Genomic DNA, 17632 nt, shown 5'->3' on the forward strand with positions numbered 1-17632 from the left:
GAGCACGGACGTGGCCGAGAGCACCATCCAGCAGCAGCCGCTCAGGGGCTGGGACAAGCCCGAGCTGGACCTCAGCAACGCCGAGTGGCAGTCCAGCAGCCGGGGGCTGGGGGATGTCCAGATCGCCTTCGTCGAAGGCTTCATCGCGATGCGGAACAGCGGCCGGCCCGAGGGCCCTTCCCTGATCTTCACGCCCGCCGAGTGGGGCGCCTTCGTGTCCAACGCACGCGAGGGCGAGTTCGACCTGACGTGAGACGGTGACAGGGGAACGAACCCGGGAACGACGGCCCGGGACCGGTGACAGAAGACGGGTGACACGGGACCGCTGACCCGGCCCCCGCGCCCCCGGCGCCTCAGGGCGGGCCGAACCGGGGGTGTTCCCGCCTCTTTCGTGGACACGCGACCGCACACCCGCCCCAGGGGCCGATGCCTGCGCCAGGCTGGCCCCAGCAAGCGGAAGGTCGCACTCCCGAGGTGAGGAACCCATGAGCACCCTGCCGGTCATCGCGGCGGTCGACGGTTCGGACGACAGCCTGCGCGCCCTCGACTGGGCCCACGACGCCGCCCGGCGCCGCGAGGCGCCGCTCACCGTGGTCCATGTACGGCACGAGACGGCCTGGACCCAGCCCGGCGCCCCGGTCGTCCTGCCCCCGCCGGCCGAGGACGACCCGGTGCTCGCCGAGGCCCGCACCCGGCTCGCCGGGCACGGCGAAGGGGTGGGCACGCAGTACGCCGCCCTCGACGGAGCCCCGAGCGTCCTGCTGCCCGAACTGGGCGCCGAGGCGCAGCTGTTGGTGCTCGGCTCACGCGGCCGCGGCGGCTTCGCCAGCCTGCTGATGGGCTCCAACGGCATCGCGGCCGCCCGGGACGCCGAGTGCCCGGTGGTCGTGGTGACCAGGCCCGGCCGCGAGGTCGTGGACGCCCTGCCGCAGGAGCCGGGGCCGCGGGTCGTCGTCGGCCTGAAGGTGGAGGGCCCCGACGAGGCCGCGCTCGACTTCGCCTTCACCGAGGCCGCCCTGCGCGGTGCCCGCGTCCAGGCGGTCGCCGCCTACCCCTGGCCGGTCCAGGACTGGTCGATGGCCGCCGAGCTCGCTCCCGTCATGATCGACCGGACACCGGTCGAGTCCGAGACCCGCACGCTCGCCGAGGGCTTCCTCGCCCCGCACCGCGACCGCCACCCCGACGTCGTCGCCGAGGCCCTCCCGGTCCCCGGCGACGCGGCCGGGGCCCTGGTCTCCGCCTCCCCGGGCGCCGAGCTCACGGTCGTCGGCCGCCATCGCCGCCGCCTTCTGGCCCCCGCCCGCATGCTGGGCTCCGTCACCCACGCCGTCCTGCTGCACGCGGCGAGCCCGGTCGCGGTGGTCCCGCCGGCCCCCGACCCCACCACTAATGCCTGAGGTCCCGCCTATCATTAGCGCATGCAGGACGCGCAGCTCATCCTCGACCTCGCCCTCACCCTCCGCCACGACGGCAACGGCGGCGTGGCCGACGACCTGACCGACCTCGCCGGCCTGACCGCCTGGCTCCACGCCCACCCCGGCCTCACCCCGGCCGGCCACACCGCCGACGCCACCGTCCTGACCGCGGTGCGGGAACTGCGCACCGCCGTACGCACCCTCTTCGCCCACGCCGTACCGGGAGAGCCGAGCCGGGCGGACAAGGGCCGGCTGATGACGCTGGAGGAGGCGGTGGCCCGCGTCAACGGGGCCGCGGCCCGCACCCCGACCGTGCCCGTCCTGCGCTGGACCGGGGACGGCGGGCCCGACGTGCGGCACCGTCCCGCCCAGGGGGAGGGCGACCTCACCGCCGTACTGGCCGGAGCCGCCATCGCCTTCCTGGCGAGCCCCGCCCGCGAGAAGCTCCGCGCCTGCCACGCCCCCCGCTGCGTCCGCTACTTCCTCAAGGACCACCCCCGCCAGGAGTGGTGCAAACCGTCCTGCGGGAACCGGGCGAGGGTGGCCCGCCACCATGAACGCCACCGGGGTGAGTGACACCCGGCCGGCAACCCGAGCCCCCCGGACGCCTACCCGCCCGCACCGGCATACCATTGCGGCATGTCGTTCCTCCGCCGCCGCAGCGCCACCCCCGCCGGCCCCGATTTCGACGTACTGGCCATGGACCCGGGCGACTGGCCCGGCAACCTGGGCGCCGGGCTGCTGCCCGCACCCGACGGCACCTGCCAGGGCGTGTTCCTGCGCTACGACCTCTTCGGCGGCCGCGGCCCCGCGATGATCATCGGCAACCTCCCCGAGGGCTCCCCGGCCCGCGAGGTCGCCGAGGGCCAGGTCCCCTTCGAGGTGGCCCAGCTCCTTCTCGCGCTGGAGAACGACGAGGAGGTCACCGTCGTCGGCATGGAGGACGTGCCGGTGATGCAGGGCGACAACCTCCTGATCGTGCGCCGCCTCAAGCTGTCCGAGAGCCGCATCTCCTGCGTTCAGTTCGACCGCAGCGACAACGTCCTGGTGACCATCGCCGCCTGGGACCGCCCCATCACCGACGACCTGTACGCGCTGCTGAAGCCGCTGCCCGCCGAGCTGTTCCAGCAGGGCTGACCGGGGAACCCGGGAAACTGCGAGCCCGCGAGGGGCCAGGCCGGGTCACCCACCGGGTGGCCCGGCCCGTCCCTGTCAGGACCCCGACGCGGCGACGGTCACATCGGCGGCCCGCACGAAGGCCACCCGGTGCCCGAACTGGATCTCGTAGTAGAGGTCGTCGCCCCGCACGACCCGGTGGCCCGCGGTGTCGAAGGTGACCGCGTAGTAGTACTCGCCCGGCACCTTGCCGCCCACCACGTACTTCTGCTTCTCCAGCAGCTTGTACGGCAGCGGGGACACGGCCTGCGCCGGCACCCCGGCCGGGTACGCGCTCGCCTCCGGGTAGGCCCGGCCGTAGACCGGCACGCTCGCGAGACCGGGCCTCGGCGTCACCACCAGGCCCTTGGCGTGCACGGCGGTCGGCTCCTTCGCCGGGTTCCTGAACCAGGCCTTCTGGCCCAGGTACCAGATCGCCGTCCAGTCGCCGGCGCGGTCCGCCACCGCGAACTGCTGGCCCGTGGACACCCGCGACCCGATGTCGTTGACGTCGATCGTCGACGGCCCGCCGTCCGGCCGCAGTCCGATGTCCTTGATCAGCGGATACGACTCACCCGGCCCGGCGTACAGCCGCACCGCGCTCGACCCGTGCACCGGGCAGCTCTCCCCGCGGCTCGCGCACCCGGTGTACGCCGGCCGGTTCGTCGCGTAGTCGGGCCGGATCGTCACCAGGCCCCCGTTCGGGCCCGCGCTCGGCTCGATCGGGCGGCCCAGCAGCTGGAAGTAGTGCGCCCAGTCCCAGTACGGGCCGGGGTCGGTGTGCATGCCGCGGACCGTCGCCGTGGTCGGCCCGGGCACGGTGTCGTGGCCGAGGACGTGCTGCCGGTCCAGCGGGATGCCGTACTTCTGCGCCAGGTAGCGCACCAGCCGGGCCGAGGAGCGGTACATCGCCTCCGTGTACCAGGAGTCGGGGTACGCGAGGAACCCCTCGTGCTCCAGGCCGATCGACTTGGCGTTGACGTACCAGTTGCCCGCGTGCCAGGCCACGTCCTTCGCCTTGACGTGCTGGGCGATGTGACCGTCGGTGGAGCGCAGCGAGTACTGCCAGGACACGTACGTCGGGTCCTGCACCAGGTCCAGGACGCCCTCCCAGCCGCCCTCGGTGTCATGGACGACGATGTACTCGATCCGCTGGGAGGCCGGGCGGTCGCCCAGGTCGTGGTTGCCGTAGTCGTTGTCGCCGAACTCCTCGTACGGCGCCGGGATCCACTCGCAGGACACCGTCGGAGGGCACTCGGTGCCGGCCGCCGGGCGCGGGGTCCGCTCCTCGGCGGGGGCGAGTCCGGGCTGGGCGGCCAGGGCGATCCGCTGGCCGTCGTCGGTGAAACGCTCCTCGCCGGTGCGCAGCACGTCGTACACGTCGTGGGCGTACGACATCCCCGTCGCCGTGTCACCCTCGCCCGCCTCGGCGAACCGGGCCACCGCCTCGTACCAGTCGGCCGGGTCCTCGCTCAGCGGCCGGCCCAGCTCCCGCTGCGCGGCGGCCAGCAGGGCGGCGCCGCCCTCCACGTTGGCGGCCGGGTCGGTGCGCAGTGCCTCCGGCGAGAGCCCGGTGAGTTCGGCCGCGCGCGGCAGGGTGCGCAGCCGGGCCGGGAGTTCGGCGGGCGCGGGCAGGTCCGTCGCGGGCAGCAGGGGCGTACGGGCCTCGTCGCCGCGGGCGTCCTCGGTGCCCTCGCTGTGGTGCGGGGCCCCGGCCAGTGCCGTACGGGCGTCGGTGAGGTGCATGGGGCCGTAGCCGCCGGTCACGCTGGGCGCTCCGCCGTGCGTGTCCCAGCGGGACTGCAGATAGGAGACGCCGAGCAGCACGCTCTGCGGTACGTGGTACTCGGCGGCCGCGGCGGCGAACGCCCGTTGCAGTCCGCCGTCCTCGGAGCCGGACTCCGCGGAAGGGGCCGCGGCCAGCAGCGGCAGCAGCAGCGCGGCCGATGCGACGGCGCGGGCTGATCTTCGAGGATCGGTGACGGGTCGTCGCAAAGCAGCCTCCTGTGACGGTCGGGCGTGATGATCCGTGCGGGGCCGGGCGTGTCAGTGGTACCGGCTGTCCGACGATCCGTCAATCATGCCCACAGGAGTGCGATTTCCCATGTCAGGGCTGGTGGCCGGGGAGTTTCGCGGTGGCGGGCGGCGGGCCTGGGGGGCGTCAGTGGCGTACACCAATGGGGCCCGGCCGGCCTTTCGGGAACACAGCGAGGTCCGTGGTGCGCCGCCCCGTCGTCGGGCGCACCACGGACCGCCGTCCCCGTCAGCGAGTGCCGACCGCCGCTCGGACGGCCCTGCGGGCCATCTGGCAGTCGTCGTGCAGCCGCCTCAGCAGCAGCCGCTGTTCCTCGCCGGACGGCGCAGCACCCGGGTGGGCCGTGCCCGGTGCCGCCGGGGCCGGTTCGTGCATCGAACGCTGCACGGCCGTCTCGTAGGTCCGGATCTCCCGGGTGAGGACCAGCATCAGGTTCACCAGGAAGGCGTCGCGCGAGGCGGGGCCCGCCGACTGCGCGATCTGGCTGATGTGGCGCCGCGCCGCGGGCGCGTCACCGAGCACCGACCACAGCGTCGCGAGGTCGTAGCCCGGCAGGTACCAGCCCGCGTGCTCCCAGTCCACCAGCACCGGACCGGCCGGCGACAGCAGGACGTTGTTCAGCAGCGCGTCGCCGTGGCAGAACTGGCCCATGCCTCCCCGGCCCGCCCCGGCCGCGATGCCGTGCAGCAGCTTCGACAGGTCACCCAGGTCCCGGTCGGTGAGCAGGCCCAGCTCGTGGTAGCGGGCGATACGGGCCGCGTAGTCCATCGGGGCGTCGAAGGTGCCCGCGGGCGGCCGCCAGGAGTTCAGCCGGCAGATCGTGCCCAGCGCCGCCCGGATGTCGGCGCGCGACGGGGCCTCGACGGGGTGGCGCAACAGGGCCGCCGGCCGGCCGGGCATGCGCTCGACGACGAGGGTGCAGTTGTCCGGGTCCGCCGCGATCAGCCGGGGCGCCCGCACCGGCGGGCGGTGCCGGACGAACGAGCGGTATGCGGCTATTTCGTGCCGGATGCGCTCGGCCCAGGCGGGGGATTGGTCCAGTAAACACTTGGCGACGGCGGTGCTGCGCCCGGTCGTGCCGACCAGAAGCACGGAGCGGCCGCTGCGGCGCAGCACCTGCACCGGGGCGAACTCCGGGCAGATCCGGTGCACCGCGGCGATCGCCGCACGCAGCTGGGCGCCCTGGGGGCCGGACAAGTCGAGTCTCCCGCTGAGGGTTTGGTTGCCGAGTGCCGTGCCGCGCCGCGCCCGGCCCGCGCCGAGCACGGGGGCGGCCGGTCGCGCGGGGGCGAGGTACGGGCCGCTGCCCTGTGGGGGGACCTCCCCCACTCGGGCGGAGCCGGGCGCCGGGGGGCGCGGGCGCAGCGACCGGGACGGGGCGGACACGGAGGACGATGCTGCGTACATGGGCGATACAGATCCCTTCGTGAGCCCGACGACAGTGCGCCGCCCGGCCCGGCCGCACAGGTGTGCACCCTGGGGAGTGCACCGGTTCCGGTGAACCGGCGACCGGGTCGGGGTGGCGCGTTCCTACCTGACACCCGGCGTCCCGTGGCACACCATCTGGCGCACCCTGGCGAACCCTGGCGAATAGTCGCCCGGCAAGTCACGAAGGGCTACGGTCAACTCAGCCGAGAACCTGGGGGCTTGACGTGAGCGGACAACCCAACACCCGCCTTGCGGACCTGTTCGGCCTGGCCGGCTGGTCCAAGGGGGAGCTCGCGAGGCTGGTCAACCGGCAGGCGGCGGCCATGGGCCACCCGCAGCTGGCGACCGACACCTCGCGCGTGCGGCGGTGGATCGACACGGGAGAGATCCCGCGCGACCCCGTACCGCGGGTGCTGGCGGCGCTGTTCACCGAGCGTCTCGGCCGTGTCGTGACCATCGAGGATCTCGGTCTGGTCCGGCACGGGCGCGCGGGGAAACGGCAGAGCGGCGGGAGTCAGGAACATCCCGACGGTGTGCCGTGGGCGCCCGAGCGGACCGCTGCGGTCCTCACCGAATTCACGGGAATGGACCTCATGCTCAACCGACGCGGCTTGGTGGGTGCGGGTGTCGCGCTCACCGCGGGCTCCGCACTCAGCAGCGCCATGCACGACTGGCTGCACACCGACCCGGCCCTGGCCGCCGACGCCCCCGTCCTCGACGACCCCCTGCACGCCGACCTCGCTGGGTTCGACCGCTATGAGGCCGCCCCCATCGGGTCGCAGGAGATCGAGGAACTGGAGCGCTCGGTGGAGGTGTTCCGGGCCTGGGACGCCGCCCGCGGCGGCGGCCTCCAGCGCAAGGCGGTCGTGGGCCAGCTCAACGAGGTGGGCGGCATCCTCGCCTACCGCCACCCACCCCACCTCCAGAGGCGCCTGTGGGGCGTCGCCGCGAACCTGGCCGTCCTCGCGGGCTGGATGTCGCACGACGTCGGCCTGGAACCCACGGCCCAGAAGTACTTCATCATCGCCGCCCATGCCGCGCGTGAGGGCGGTGACCGGCCCCGGGCCGGCGAGGCGCTCTCCCGGGCGGCCCGCCAGATGGTCCATCTGGGCCGGCCCGGCGAGGCGCTCGACCTGATGAAGCTCGCCCAGTCCGGCTCCGGCGACCGGCTGCTGCCGCGCACCAAGGCCATGTTCCACACCATCGAGGCCTGGGCACAGGCGTCCATGGGCAAGGGGCAGGCGATGCGCCGCACCCTCGGCCGGGCGGAGGACCTCTTCGTCTCCGACAAGTCCGACGAGGCGCCCCCGGACTGGATGCAGCTGTTCAACGAGGCGGACCTGTACGGCATGCAGGCGCTGGCCTACCGCACGCTGGCCGAGTTCGAGCCGGATGCCGCCGTCCACGCCCGGCACTACGCGGACAAGGCACTGGCCCTGCGGGTCGACGCGCAGGAGCGGTCGAAGATCTTCGACTTCCTGTCGATGGCGTCCGCCTGCTTCATCGCCGACGATCCCGAGCAGGCGGACAGCTTCGCGCGGCTCGCGCTGGTGTCGATGGGCCAGAACTCCTCCCGCCGCACGTGGGACCGGCTGCGCCAGATGTACCGGCTGACCGCCGAGTACGCCGAGTACCCGAAGATCAGCGAGCTGAGGGAGGAGATCCAGCTGGCTCTGCCCAAGGCGAAGGGCAAGGGGGGCCGCACCGCACCGGCGTGACCCCCGCGGGGGTTCGACGGCAGGGCGGCAGCCCGGTCACGCGACGACCTTGGCGACGAGCACGCAGGCCTCGGCCTCGCGCGCTGCTCCGCCGCACTCCTCCACGACCAGCCGCAGGCAGTCCTGTGCGGTGTCCGCCGCGCCGAGGCGCGGGGCGAGGTCCAGGAGGCGGCGCACGGAGGCCTCTTCGGCGTCCCCGGGGACCAGTCCGGGGGTGTGCAGCAGCAGGACGTCGCCGGCCTCAAGGGTCTCCTCGGCCTCGCCGTAGGAGGCTGTCGTGGTCGCGCCGAGCAGGACGCCGTCCGGGGCGTCCAGCCTGCGTCCCGTCCCGCCGCGGAACAGCAGCGGGGCGGGGTGTCCGGCCCGAGCCCACACCAGGGCGCGGCCGTCGGGCCGGTAGCGGCAGCACAGGGCGCTGCCGAGGGCGGGCTGGACGGTGGCGTCCAGGAGCTGGTTCAGCCAGGTCATCAGCGGGCCGGGCCGGGTGCCGGTCATCGCCATGCCGCGCAGGGCGCCGAGCAGCATCGCCATGCCCGACGTGGCGGCGACGCCGTGGCCGGCGAGGTCGCCGACGCTCAGCAGGGTCTCGCCGTCGGACAGTTCCAGCGCGTCGTACCAACTGCCGCCGATCGCCGCCCGGGAGCTCGGCGGCAGCCGGCGGGCGGCCAGGTGCAGGGCGGGCGGGCCCTGGTGCGGGAGCCGCAGGGAGCCGCGCCACGGGGGGAGCACGGCTTCCTGCAGCTCGACCGCGAGCCGGTGTTCGGTCTGTGCGCGATGCCGGTGGTGCCGGAGCGAGTCACGGGTCTCGCTCACGGCCTCCTGGCTGCGGCGCAGTGCGCTGACGTCCCGCAGCACGGCCCACATCGAGGCGGTGCTGCCGTCGCCGTCGAGCACCGGCTCGCCCATCATGTGGACGGTTCGGGTCTCACCGTCCGGTCGTACGACACGGAACTCGCCGTCGATGCGCTTGGCGTCGACCAGACAGTCCGTGACCATCGCCGTCAGGCGCGGCCGGTCCACGTCCAGCACCAGGGACGGCAGTTCGTCGAGGGTGAGCGGTGCGGAGGCGGGGTCGCGGCCGAGGATCTCGTAGAGCTCGGCGGACCAACTCGCCTCGTCCGACAGGAGGTTCCACTCCGCGCTGCCGACCCGGCTGAGCAGTGACTCGCGGGCGGGTGCGGGGCGTTGCGCGGGAGGTGCCTGCGGTGGCTCGTCCTCGGGGCCGTCGCGCAGTTGCGCCAAGTGCTCGTCGAGGTCGTTGAGCTGGTGCAGGGCCAGGTCGTACAGAGCGCGCTGCCAGCGGTCCTCCGGGTCGGAGCCGTCGCCGGGCACATCGCGCCGCACCGCGTCCACGTCGCCCTTGAGCCGCCGCGTCTGTGTGATCAGCGCGTCGACCGCGCCTCGTCCGGGTGGCTGGGCGGCTGGGTGGTCCGCGGAGAGATGGGGCGGCATGACGCACTCCGATGAGGGGACGGTACGACCAAGGCTGTCGGTGGGACCGCTACGACTGTCGCACAGCCCGCGACGCCCTGTAAGGGATTTGGCAACACACGATACGGTGGTGCTTCTGGCATATGCCACAGTCTTCACGGACCGGTTCCGGCACGCCTTCCGGCTGCCTGTCGTGTCGCGCAAGTCGTAGAGACCGTACGCGAGTTGACGCAGTCGCGGCCGCCGTCCGCCCAGGTCCATTCTCCTGTTCGACGGGCATGCGTTCTGCCACTTAGGCGCGTGACGCAGGTCACACAATTCTTTCGGGTCTCGGTGTAATGCGAACGCCCCTTTCGGGGTCGTACTCACATGCCGGAAGGACCGGCCGACGCTCGACTCACGGGGGACCCCATGGACTCGCAGATCCAGATCACGCTCCAGCAGCCCGCCGGCGCCCGGCTGATCACCGCCGACGAGCAGGAACTGCCGGTGCCCGCCACGCTCCGCTACGTCTCCCAGGACCCGCTCGCCGTGCACATCGACTTCCCGCCCGAGGTCTCCCTGGAGGAACAGCCCGTCACCTGGACCTTCGCCCGCGGCCTGCTCGCCGACGGACTGCACGGCCCGGCCGGGACCGGGGACGTGCACATCTGGCCCTGCGGCCGGGCCCGTACGGTGCTGGAGTTCCACTCGCCGCACGGCCTCGCCCTGCTCCAGTTCGACACCGCCGCCCTGCGCCGCTTCCTGCTGCGCACCTACGCCGTCGTGGGCGCCGGGCACGAGGACCTCGGCGACGCCGTGGACCGGGGACTGAGCGCGCTGTTCGACGGGGTGTGAACCGGGCGGCCCTCACGCGTACAGGGCGGGGCGCGGGGCGAGGTCGACGGTGGTTCGGACGCCGCTCTCCTGCGCCCGCACCCCGGCTTCGGCGACCGCGGAGGCCGCGTAGCCGTCCCAGGCGCTCGGACCGGTGACCCGGCCCCGCCTGACCGCCTCCACCCAGGCTTGCACCTCACGGTCGTAGGCGTCGGCGAACCTCACCAGATAATCCTGCGCCACCTCCTCGCGGGCGCCGCCCGCCGAGGTGACCAGCATGCCGTGGCCCTCACCGATCCGGGCGCTGCCCGCCTCGCACACGGCCTCGCAGCGCACCTGGTAGCCGAAGCCGCAGTTGACGAACACCTCCACGTCCACCAGGGCCCCGCCGGCCGTCTCGAACAGCACGAACTGCGGGTCGAGCAGGCCCTCGGGCGCCCGGCCGGAGGAGCGGGGCCGCACCACGGTCACCGCGGTCAGCTCCTCGCCCAGCAGCCAGCGGGCGGCGTCGATCTCGTGCGCGACCGAGCTGTCGATCAGCATCGCCGAGGTGAAGTCCGGCGGCGAGGACACATTGCGGTGCACGCAGTGCAGCATCAGCGGCCGGCCCAGCCGCCCTTCGTCCAGGACGGCCTTCAACCGCCCGTACTCGGCGTCGTAGCGCCGCATGAACCCGATCTGCGCCAGCCGCCTGCCCAGCCGCACCTCGGCCTCGACGATCCGCAGCGCGCCCCGCGAACCCGGCACCATCGGCTTCTCGCACAGCACCGGCAGCCCACGCGCGAACGCCGCCAGCAGCGCCTCCTCGTGCGCCGGGCCCGGCGAGGCGATCAGCACCGCCTCCACGCCGGGCGCGTCGAGAGCGGCCTCCGCCTCGGCGTGCACACGCGCCCCCGGGATCCCGGCCACGGCGCGCTTCGCCCGCTCCACATCCGGGTCGGCCACGGCGGCGACCCTCGCACCGCTCACCACCCGGTCCAAGCGACGTATGTGGTCGGCCCCCATGTGCCCGGCCCCCAGCACCGCCACACCCAGCAGGTCACTCACGCGCGCACTCCCTCGTCTCCGCCTGTCCCGCCGTAGCGTAGGCCGGGCGGGCCGATCGGTGACGAGGGAGTACGGGGCGGGGGCGTCAGTAGCGCAGCACCCCCGCGATGCCGCCCGATTCGCCGAGCGTGCCGTCCGGGACGAAGCGGACCTCGGCGCCGGTCTCCAGGCACTGCTCGACGATCTCGTCGACGATGTCCTCGCGGGCGTCCAGGTCGCCGCTCACGGCGGGTACCAGATGGGAGCCGTCGTCGCGCACGGTGGCGCGGTAGTTCTCCTCGACGGCCAGCAGCCGGACGCGCGCCTCGCGGGCGTTCTGCCACACCTCGTCGAGCCCGGCCGCGAACTCCCTGCGCCCGCGCGCCGCTTCCAGCTCCCGGGCGACCTCGTCGGTGCCGCGCCGGGCCTCCTCCTCCACGACCGGCCGCAGGGCCTGCCAGACGGCCTCCGGGGAGGCGTGCGCGAGCCCGCCGCGCGGCACCCTCGGCACGCCCCGGGTGTGCAGGCCGACCTCGTCCAGCGCCGACAGCGCGGCCCGCTCGCCGGTGACGTACACCGGGCGCGGGGCGGCCCGCAGGACCGCGCCGAGGGCGGTGTCGGCGTCGCGCAGGAAGCGGCGGGTGTCCTCGTCGCGGAAGGTGCTCGGGTTGTCCCCGATGCGCTCACGGCGCTCGGGGTCGAAGTTCTCCACGCGCCGGGTGAACGGGAAGCCGCCGGAGCGCTCCTCGACGACCCGGTCCGCGCCGCCGTTCCACAGCGTGACCCGGTCCGCCGCCACCGACAGCGCCCAGAAGGGCTGCTCGGCGGCCTGCGCGGAGACGAGGTTGCGGGTGAGGAACGTGTCCGAGAGCACGACCCGTTCGGGCACCTCCCGGGCCACCGACCACACCTGGTGCTCACCGGGGGCGGCGAAGATCACCAGGCCGTCCTCGGCGTGCGTGAGATCGATCTCGGCGAGCGCCTTGTCGAGATGGGCGACCACGTCGACCCGCCGCTCCCGGGTGACCGACGGATCGGACTCCAGCTGTCGCTTGGCCTCGGCCACCACGTTGCGCAGCCGGACCGGGTCCTGGGCGTTCTCGGGTTCGCGGCGATGCGTGGGCGTCAGCACGGACACCGCCGGATAGGGGCGTGGACGCCGCAGTTCGCTGAGGGCCTCGGGGCTGAGTGCGTGCTCCATGACAGCACCATAGGTCCGTTTCGTCCGTCGGGCATTCGGGGTAACGGACCTGTCCGGCAAGGGCCGTCGCTCAGCGGTCGCGGTCGGGACCGCAGGAGCTGCCGTCGGGCGGCAGGGAGCCGTAGAGCAGGAAGTCGTCCACCTTGCGGTGCACACAGGCGGAGGAGCCGTAGCCGGTGTGGCCCTCCCCGCGGTGGTCGAGCACCACCGCCGAGGAACCGAGGCGCTTGGCGGTCTCCACGGTCCAGCGGTACGGCGTCGCCGGGTCACCGCGCGTGCCCACCAGCAGCATCTTCGGCGTGTCCACGTCCTTGACCTGCTCGCGGATGTAGTCGGTGCCCTTCGGCCGGCCGTGGCACATCAGCACCTGGGTGAGCCGGTAGACGCCGAAGACCGGCGAGGCACGCTCGTAGTCGGCGCGCAGCCGGGCCAGATCACGGGTGATCTGCTCGGCCGTCGGGCGGTCGGGATCGTCCGCGCAGTTGACCGCCATCAGCGCCGCGGGAAGGTTGTCCAGCGGGACGTCCTCCCCGTCCACGAGCGCGCCCCCGGTCTCCTCCCCTTCCTCCCCGGCCTTCCCGCTCTCCCGGGTCTTCCCGGCCTCCCCGCGCACCGGCAGGGCGATGCCGCCGCCGGCGAAGGCCTCGATCGCCCGGGTGTCGCCGTCCTCCAGGAGCGAGGCCAGCGCCCGCTCCAGCGACGGCCACAGATCCTCGCTGTACAGCGCCTGCCCGAGCGCGCCGACCAGGTCCTGGCCGCTGAACGGCCCGTCGAACTGGGTCGGCACCGGGTCCTCGTCGAGCGAGCGCACCAGCTGTACGACGTCCTCGCGGGCGCTGCGCGCGTCCTGCCCGAACGGACAGGCGATGTCCTCGACGCACCAGTCGATGAACGCGTCCAGCGCCACCTGCTGCCCCCGGGCGCCCACGATGCCCTGCTCGGTCAGCGGCTCGGTCAGCGTGTCCACGCCGTCCAGCACGAACCGGCCGACCTTGTCCGGGAACTGCGCGGCGTACACCGCGGCCAGCCGGGTGCCGTAGGAGAAGCCCAGGTAGTCGAGCTTCTTGTCGCCGAGCGCCGCCCGGATGACGTCCAGGTCGCGCGAGACGTCGACCGTGCCCATGTGCTCCAGCACCGGACCGGAGTGCGCCGCGCACTCCTCGGCCACCTTGCGCAACTTCCGCAGGACGGACCGAGGGTCGTTGAGCGCGTCGTCCGTGCCGTCCAGGTCCACGGCGGTCTCGTAGCCGGTGTCGCCGCAGCTCACCGGGGAGGAGCGGCCGACTCCGCGCGGGTCGAAGGAGACCACGTCGTAGCCCTCGGCCAGGTCCATGAAGTCCTCGATGCCGTAGGAGAGTTCGGCGACCCCGGAGCCGCCCGGGCCGCCGAAGTTCAGCACCACCGAGCCCTTCGACCTGCCGGTGGCCCGGTAGCGGGCGAGCGCCAGCTCCAGTGTGCCCGCCTCGGGGTGGGCGTAGTCCAGGGGGACGGTGACCTTGCCGCACTGCAGGTCCTCGGGGCGCTCGGTGCCCTCGGCGGTCTCGCACGCCTTGACCGACCAGCGGATCCTCTGGTCGTAGAAGCGGGACAGGCCGGGTCCGTCCTCGTCGGCCGCGGCGGGCAGCCCCGCGCCCAGCAGCGCGAGCCCCGCGGTGCCGGTGACGATCCATCGCCGGACCGCGGGCCGGTGCGCGGCGGACAGCTTGGTCGGCACGATCCCTCCAGATCACGGACCGGGAGACGAAGGCCCTCGGGCCACGATAAGCGGCCCCGCCGGGCACCGCCCGTGGACGAGCGGGCGGCCGGCGACCGGCGTATTCTCCGCCTCCCTGCCTTCACCGGGTTCACCGGCTTCACCGCACGTTCGACGAACCCGGCACCCGATGGGGTGAAAGGTGGTTCGGCCATAACTCCGACGGTTCGCCCGCGTTCTATCGGGTGCGGGCGAGTGCCCGTATCCATGTCTGGAAGGCAGGGAACCTATGAGACGGGTGACCCGAAACGGTGTGATGGCCGTCGTCGCGGCAGCCTCCGGCGCGATGGCCGCCGCGGGCGCCGCGCACGCCGACTCCACGGCCGACGGGACCGCGGCCGGATCGCCGGGGGCGGTCTCCGGCAACAGCGTCCAGCTGCCGGTGCACGTCCCGGTCAACCTGTGCGGGAACACCGTGAACGTGGTGGGACTGCTCAACCCGGCCGCGGGCAACAGCTGCGTGAACGAGTCAGAGGAGAGCAACCCGGCCGGCCCGCCGCCCGGCGCCGACGCCAGTGGCGTCACCGAGGGCTCACCCGGGGTGATCTCCGGCAACGGCGTCCAGCTGCCGGTCGACCTGCCCGTCAACGTCAGCGGCAACTCCGTGAACGTGGTCGGCATCGGCAACCCGGTCCTCGGCAACCACTCCGGCAACATCCCCGGCGAGGAACCCGAGCAGCCGCAGCACCCGCTGCCGCCGAAGAACCCCGTCGAGCCCGAGGCACCGACGAAGCCCGGCCCGCGCAACGTCCCGCCCGAGGCCGAGCCCGGCACCCCGCCGCTCGCCGGGGAGACGGCCCCGCCCGTGCACGCCGCGCTCGCCCACACCGGCACGGACGCCGTCCTGCCCGCCGCGGCCGGCAGCGCCGCCCTCCTCCTCGGCGGCCTCGCCCTGCACCGCGGATTCCGCCGCCGGCCGACCGACTGAGCGCCCTCGGCCGACCCCGGACGACCCTGGACAGCCCCACCGGCCCCCGCCCGGTGGGGCTCCGCACGAGGCGCCCGCACACCGGGCGCGGCCCGACCCGCCGGCGTACGCTGGAAACACGGCGAAGTGCGGGACGGCGCGAGCCTTCGATCATGAGCAGCCTCATCGAGGACTACGCCCTCCTCAGCGACCTGGAGACCGCCGCGATGCTCGGCAGGGACGGGTCGGTCGATTGGCTGTGCCTGCCGCGGTTCGACTCCCCGGCCTGTCTCGCGGCACTCCTCGGCACCGCCGACAACGGCTTCTGGCGCATCGCCCCGCGCGGCGCCGCGGGCCCCTGCACCCGCCGGGCCTACCGGCGCGACACGCTCGTCCTCGACACCGAGTGGGAGACCGCCTCCGGCAGCGTGCGGGTCACCGACCTCATGCCGCCGCGCGCCCAGTTCCCCTGCCTCGTACGGATCGTCGAGGGCCTCACCGGCGCGGTGACCGTGCGCAGCGAACTGCGCCTGCGCTTCCACCAGGGCCGGGTCGTGCCCTGGACCCGCGGCGCCGCCGAGCGCTGCCGGGTCGCGGTCGCCGGACCCGACGCCGTGTGGCTCGGCTCCGACGGACCCGCCGCCGACCTCGCCGAGGACGGCACCACCGTCACCGACTTCACCGTCGGCGCGGGCCGCCGCCTCGCCCTCACCCTCGCCTGGACGCCCTCGCACCGCACGAACGCGCCCGGTGTGCTGTGCGTGCCCGCCGACACCGCGCTGAAGGAGACCGGCGACTTCTGGCGGCACTGGACCGCCCAGTGCCGCTACCAGGGGCCCTGGCGGGACGCCGTCGTACGCTCGCTGATCACCCTCAAGGCCCTCACCTACGCCCCCACCGGCGGGATCGTCGCCGCGCCCACCACCTCACTGCCCGAGCGCATCGGCGGCGAACGCAACTGGGACAGCCGCTTCTGCTGGCTGCGCGACTCCGCCTTCACCCTGTCCTGCCTGCTGCGCAGCGGCTACCACGAGGAGGCCACCGCCTGGCTCGGCTGGCTGGTGCGCGCCGTCGCCGGCGACCCCGCCCGGCTGCAGACCGTCTACGGCGTCGGGGGCCAGCGCCTGCTGCCCGAGACCGAGGCGACCTGGCTGTCCGGGTACGAGGGCTCGACACCGGTACGGTTCGGCACCGCCGCGACGGGCCACCCCCTCGGCGTGCAGGGCGAGATCGGCGAGATCATGGCCACGCTCTGCCTCTCGCTGCGCGCCGGCATCGACGTGCCCCCGCACGTGTGGAGCCTGGTCAAGTCCCTGATGGGCCACCTCCGCACGCACTGGCAGGAACCCGACCAGGGCCTGTGGCAGACCCGCGGCCCGGCCCGGCAGTTCGTCCACTCCAAGGTCATGGCCTGGGTCGCCGCCGACCGCGCCCTCACCCTCGGGGCGCTGCTCGGCGCCGACGTGCCGGACGGCTGGCGGGTCATGCGCGACCAGGTGCGCGCCCAGGTCTGCCGCCGGGGCTGGCACGACGGCCTGCGCTCCTTCGTCCAGGCATACGGCAGCGAACGCCTCGACGCCTCGGCCCTGCTGCTGCCCGCGCTGGGCTTCCTGCCCGCGGCCGACCCCCGGATGAGGGACACCGTGCACGCCCTGGCCGCCCTGGAGCAGGACGGCTTCCTGCGCCGCTACACCCCCGACGACGACCGGGAGGGCACATCGGTGGCCTGCTCGCTGTGGTACGCCGACGCCCTCGCCGCGCTCGGCGAGACCGGCCGCGCCCGAGCCGCCTTCGAGCGGGTCCTCGCCATCCGCAACGACGTCGGTCTGCTCGCCGCGCAGTGGGACCCCGCGGCCCGGCGCCAGCTCGGCAACGCCCCGCTGGCCTTCAGCCATGTCGCGCTGATCGGCACCGCGTTCGCGCTGCGGGACGCCTGAGCCCGCGGAGGCGCGGCGCGCCCTGCGGGACGCCCCTCAGGCGCCGGCCGCCGTCGCGGTGAGCAGCACCATGCCGGTGTCGCCGTAGTCCGGCAGCGTCGGGTCCGCGTCGATCCGGGTCACCGACAGCTCGTCGGTCAGCGGAGCGAACACCTCGGTCACCGTGTCCGGGCCGACCGGACAGCCCGGCCAGCGCGAGGCGGGCCCGATGCGGTAGGTGGGCATGTTCTCCATGAACGCGGCCACCAGATACCCGCCGGGCGCCACGCACCGCACGAACAGCCCGCAGAACTCCGCGAACTCGGCGAAGTCCTCGGTCGCGCCCTCCGCCACGAAGTGCATCGACGCCAGCCCGTAGGCGCCCGGCTCCAGATCCCGTACGTCGGTGTGGACCACGCTCACCCCCGCCAGCGCGGCCGCGAGCGTCGCCGGCACGTCCGGGTTCAACTCCCGGCACAGCGCGTGGAACGGCTGCCAGCTCGCGTCCGGCGCGCACAGGATCTGCCGCTCCAGATAGGCCACGTTGCTCGCGCCCGTCTCGACCGCCTCGATCCGCCGGCACGCGCCCGACGCGAGGATCAGCGGATACAGGTTCGGGCCCGCCCCGAACTCCACCGCGCGGTCCACGCTTCCGCGCGGCAGGCCGCGGTAGAAGGCCGAGTGGTGGGCGATGACCGCGGCGTCCGAGGGGTGCAGGTCCCGGTAGTTCTCGGCGAGGTAGTCCGCCACCGGCCAGCTGTCCCAGTCGACGTCGTCGTTGTGCGTGGTGCGGGCCCCCGGCATCCCGTGTGTCGTCATGGCGCTGCCCTC

Annotated in this window: 15 protein-coding genes; 8 read left to right on the plus strand and 7 right to left on the minus strand. The window is 73.9% G+C overall.

Annotated features, from left to right (window positions below; all coding sequences use genetic code 11):
- The first annotated feature begins 10 nt into the window (after positions 1 to 10).
- The 4 genes from ACIGXJ_RS14950 to ACIGXJ_RS14965 all read left to right on the plus strand — a co-directional run bounded on the left by ACIGXJ_RS14950 (position 11) and on the right by ACIGXJ_RS14965 (position 2552).
- A complete protein-coding gene (locus ACIGXJ_RS14950; RefSeq protein WP_399644667.1) occupies positions 11 to 253 on the plus strand; it encodes a DUF397 domain-containing protein in 243 nt (80 codons plus the stop codon).
- 232 nt (positions 254 to 485) lie between these two features.
- Entirely contained in the window at positions 486 to 1397 is a 912-nt protein-coding gene (locus ACIGXJ_RS14955) for a universal stress protein (RefSeq protein ID WP_399644669.1), read from the plus strand.
- Positions 1398 to 1418: 21 nt separating this feature from the next.
- Positions 1419 to 1991: a CGNR zinc finger domain-containing protein gene (locus ACIGXJ_RS14960; protein ID WP_399644671.1), complete on the plus strand. Its 573-nt coding sequence runs from the start codon at positions 1419 to 1421 to the stop codon at positions 1989 to 1991.
- 63 nt (positions 1992 to 2054) lie between these two features.
- Positions 2055 to 2552 carry a hypothetical protein gene (locus ACIGXJ_RS14965; protein ID WP_399644673.1) on the plus strand — a complete coding sequence of 166 codons (498 nt, stop codon included), beginning with the start codon at positions 2055 to 2057 and terminating at the stop codon, positions 2550 to 2552.
- Between the two features lie 75 nt (positions 2553 to 2627).
- Here the strand turns inward: ACIGXJ_RS14965 and ACIGXJ_RS14970 are convergent, their stop codons facing one another.
- Entirely contained in the window at positions 2628 to 4565 is a 1938-nt protein-coding gene (locus ACIGXJ_RS14970; protein ID WP_399644677.1) for an N-acetylmuramoyl-L-alanine amidase, read from the minus strand.
- Between the two features lie 268 nt (positions 4566 to 4833).
- Positions 4834 to 6012 (minus strand): aminoglycoside phosphotransferase family protein, encoded by a 1179-nt coding sequence (locus tag ACIGXJ_RS14975; RefSeq protein ID WP_399644678.1) that lies wholly within the window; start codon positions 6010 to 6012, stop codon positions 4834 to 4836.
- A 245-nt stretch (positions 6013 to 6257) separates the two neighbouring features.
- Here ACIGXJ_RS14975 and ACIGXJ_RS14980 point away from each other — a divergent pair, with 245 nt between their 5' ends.
- On the plus strand, positions 6258 to 7751 hold the full coding sequence (locus ACIGXJ_RS14980) for a hypothetical protein (RefSeq protein WP_399644680.1): 1494 nt from the start codon (positions 6258 to 6260) through the stop codon (positions 7749 to 7751).
- Positions 7752 to 7787: 36 nt separating this feature from the next.
- On the opposite strand, the gene ACIGXJ_RS14985 is transcribed toward ACIGXJ_RS14980, so the two are convergent.
- On the minus strand, positions 7788 to 9203 hold the full coding sequence (locus ACIGXJ_RS14985; RefSeq protein ID WP_399644682.1) for a PP2C family protein-serine/threonine phosphatase: 1416 nt from the start codon (positions 9201 to 9203) through the stop codon (positions 7788 to 7790).
- Positions 9204 to 9605: 402 nt separating this feature from the next.
- On the opposite strand from ACIGXJ_RS14985, the gene ACIGXJ_RS14990 reads away from it, so the two are divergent.
- On the plus strand, positions 9606 to 10019 hold the full coding sequence (locus ACIGXJ_RS14990) for an SsgA family sporulation/cell division regulator (protein ID WP_399644865.1): 414 nt from the start codon (positions 9606 to 9608) through the stop codon (positions 10017 to 10019).
- A 12-nt stretch (positions 10020 to 10031) separates the two neighbouring features.
- Here ACIGXJ_RS14990 and ACIGXJ_RS14995 read toward each other — a convergent pair whose 3' ends face one another.
- The 3 genes from ACIGXJ_RS14995 to ACIGXJ_RS15005 all read right to left on the minus strand — a co-directional run bounded on the left by ACIGXJ_RS14995 (position 10032) and on the right by ACIGXJ_RS15005 (position 13939).
- Positions 10032 to 11045 (minus strand): Gfo/Idh/MocA family protein, encoded by a 1014-nt coding sequence (locus tag ACIGXJ_RS14995; protein ID WP_399644684.1) that lies wholly within the window; start codon positions 11043 to 11045, stop codon positions 10032 to 10034.
- 85 nt (positions 11046 to 11130) lie between these two features.
- On the minus strand, positions 11131 to 12225 hold the full coding sequence (locus ACIGXJ_RS15000; RefSeq protein WP_399644687.1) for a chemotaxis protein: 1095 nt from the start codon (positions 12223 to 12225) through the stop codon (positions 11131 to 11133).
- A 70-nt stretch (positions 12226 to 12295) separates the two neighbouring features.
- Positions 12296 to 13939 carry an alpha/beta hydrolase gene (locus tag ACIGXJ_RS15005; RefSeq protein WP_399644689.1) on the minus strand — a complete coding sequence of 548 codons (1644 nt, stop codon included), beginning with the start codon at positions 13937 to 13939 and terminating at the stop codon, positions 12296 to 12298.
- Positions 13940 to 14207: 268 nt separating this feature from the next.
- Between ACIGXJ_RS15005 and ACIGXJ_RS15010 the strand changes: the two genes are divergently transcribed.
- Positions 14208 to 14906: a chaplin gene (locus tag ACIGXJ_RS15010; protein WP_399644691.1), complete on the plus strand. Its 699-nt coding sequence runs from the start codon at positions 14208 to 14210 to the stop codon at positions 14904 to 14906.
- A gap of 152 nt (positions 14907 to 15058) precedes the next feature.
- Positions 15059 to 16822, plus strand: coding sequence for a glycoside hydrolase family 15 protein (locus tag ACIGXJ_RS15015; RefSeq protein ID WP_399644693.1), 1764 nt, complete (start codon positions 15059 to 15061; stop codon positions 16820 to 16822).
- 36 nt (positions 16823 to 16858) lie between these two features.
- Here ACIGXJ_RS15015 and ACIGXJ_RS15020 read toward each other — a convergent pair whose 3' ends face one another.
- Positions 16859 to 17620: a class I SAM-dependent methyltransferase gene (locus ACIGXJ_RS15020; RefSeq protein WP_399644695.1), complete on the minus strand. Its 762-nt coding sequence runs from the start codon at positions 17618 to 17620 to the stop codon at positions 16859 to 16861.
- Between the last annotated feature and the right edge of the window lie 12 nt (positions 17621 to 17632).

It is taken from the genome of Streptomyces sp. NPDC053367 (genome assembly GCF_044545925.1).
GTDB lineage: Bacteria > Actinomycetota > Actinomycetes > Streptomycetales > Streptomycetaceae > Streptomyces.

What these genes read in the sequence shown, in the direction of transcription:
- ACIGXJ_RS15015 (WP_399644693.1), top strand. Translation starts at nt 15,059, where the DNA reads ATGAGCAGCCTCATCGAGGACTACGCCCTCCTCAGCGACCTGGAGACC.
- ACIGXJ_RS14985 (WP_399644682.1), bottom strand. Translation starts at nt 9,203, where the DNA reads ATGCCGCCCCATCTCTCCGCGGACCACCCAGCCGCCCAGCCACCCGGA.
- ACIGXJ_RS15010 (WP_399644691.1), top strand. Translation starts at nt 14,208, where the DNA reads ATGAGACGGGTGACCCGAAACGGTGTGATGGCCGTCGTCGCGGCAGCC.
- ACIGXJ_RS14975 (WP_399644678.1), bottom strand. Translation starts at nt 6,012, where the DNA reads ATGTACGCAGCATCGTCCTCCGTGTCCGCCCCGTCCCGGTCGCTGCGC.
- ACIGXJ_RS15020 (WP_399644695.1), bottom strand. Translation starts at nt 17,620, where the DNA reads ATGACGACACACGGGATGCCGGGGGCCCGCACCACGCACAACGACGAC.
- ACIGXJ_RS15000 (WP_399644687.1), bottom strand. Translation starts at nt 12,225, where the DNA reads ATGGAGCACGCACTCAGCCCCGAGGCCCTCAGCGAACTGCGGCGTCCA.
- ACIGXJ_RS14960 (WP_399644671.1), top strand. Translation starts at nt 1,419, where the DNA reads ATGCAGGACGCGCAGCTCATCCTCGACCTCGCCCTCACCCTCCGCCAC.
- ACIGXJ_RS14955 (WP_399644669.1), top strand. Translation starts at nt 486, where the DNA reads ATGAGCACCCTGCCGGTCATCGCGGCGGTCGACGGTTCGGACGACAGC.
- ACIGXJ_RS14965 (WP_399644673.1), top strand. Translation starts at nt 2,055, where the DNA reads ATGTCGTTCCTCCGCCGCCGCAGCGCCACCCCCGCCGGCCCCGATTTC.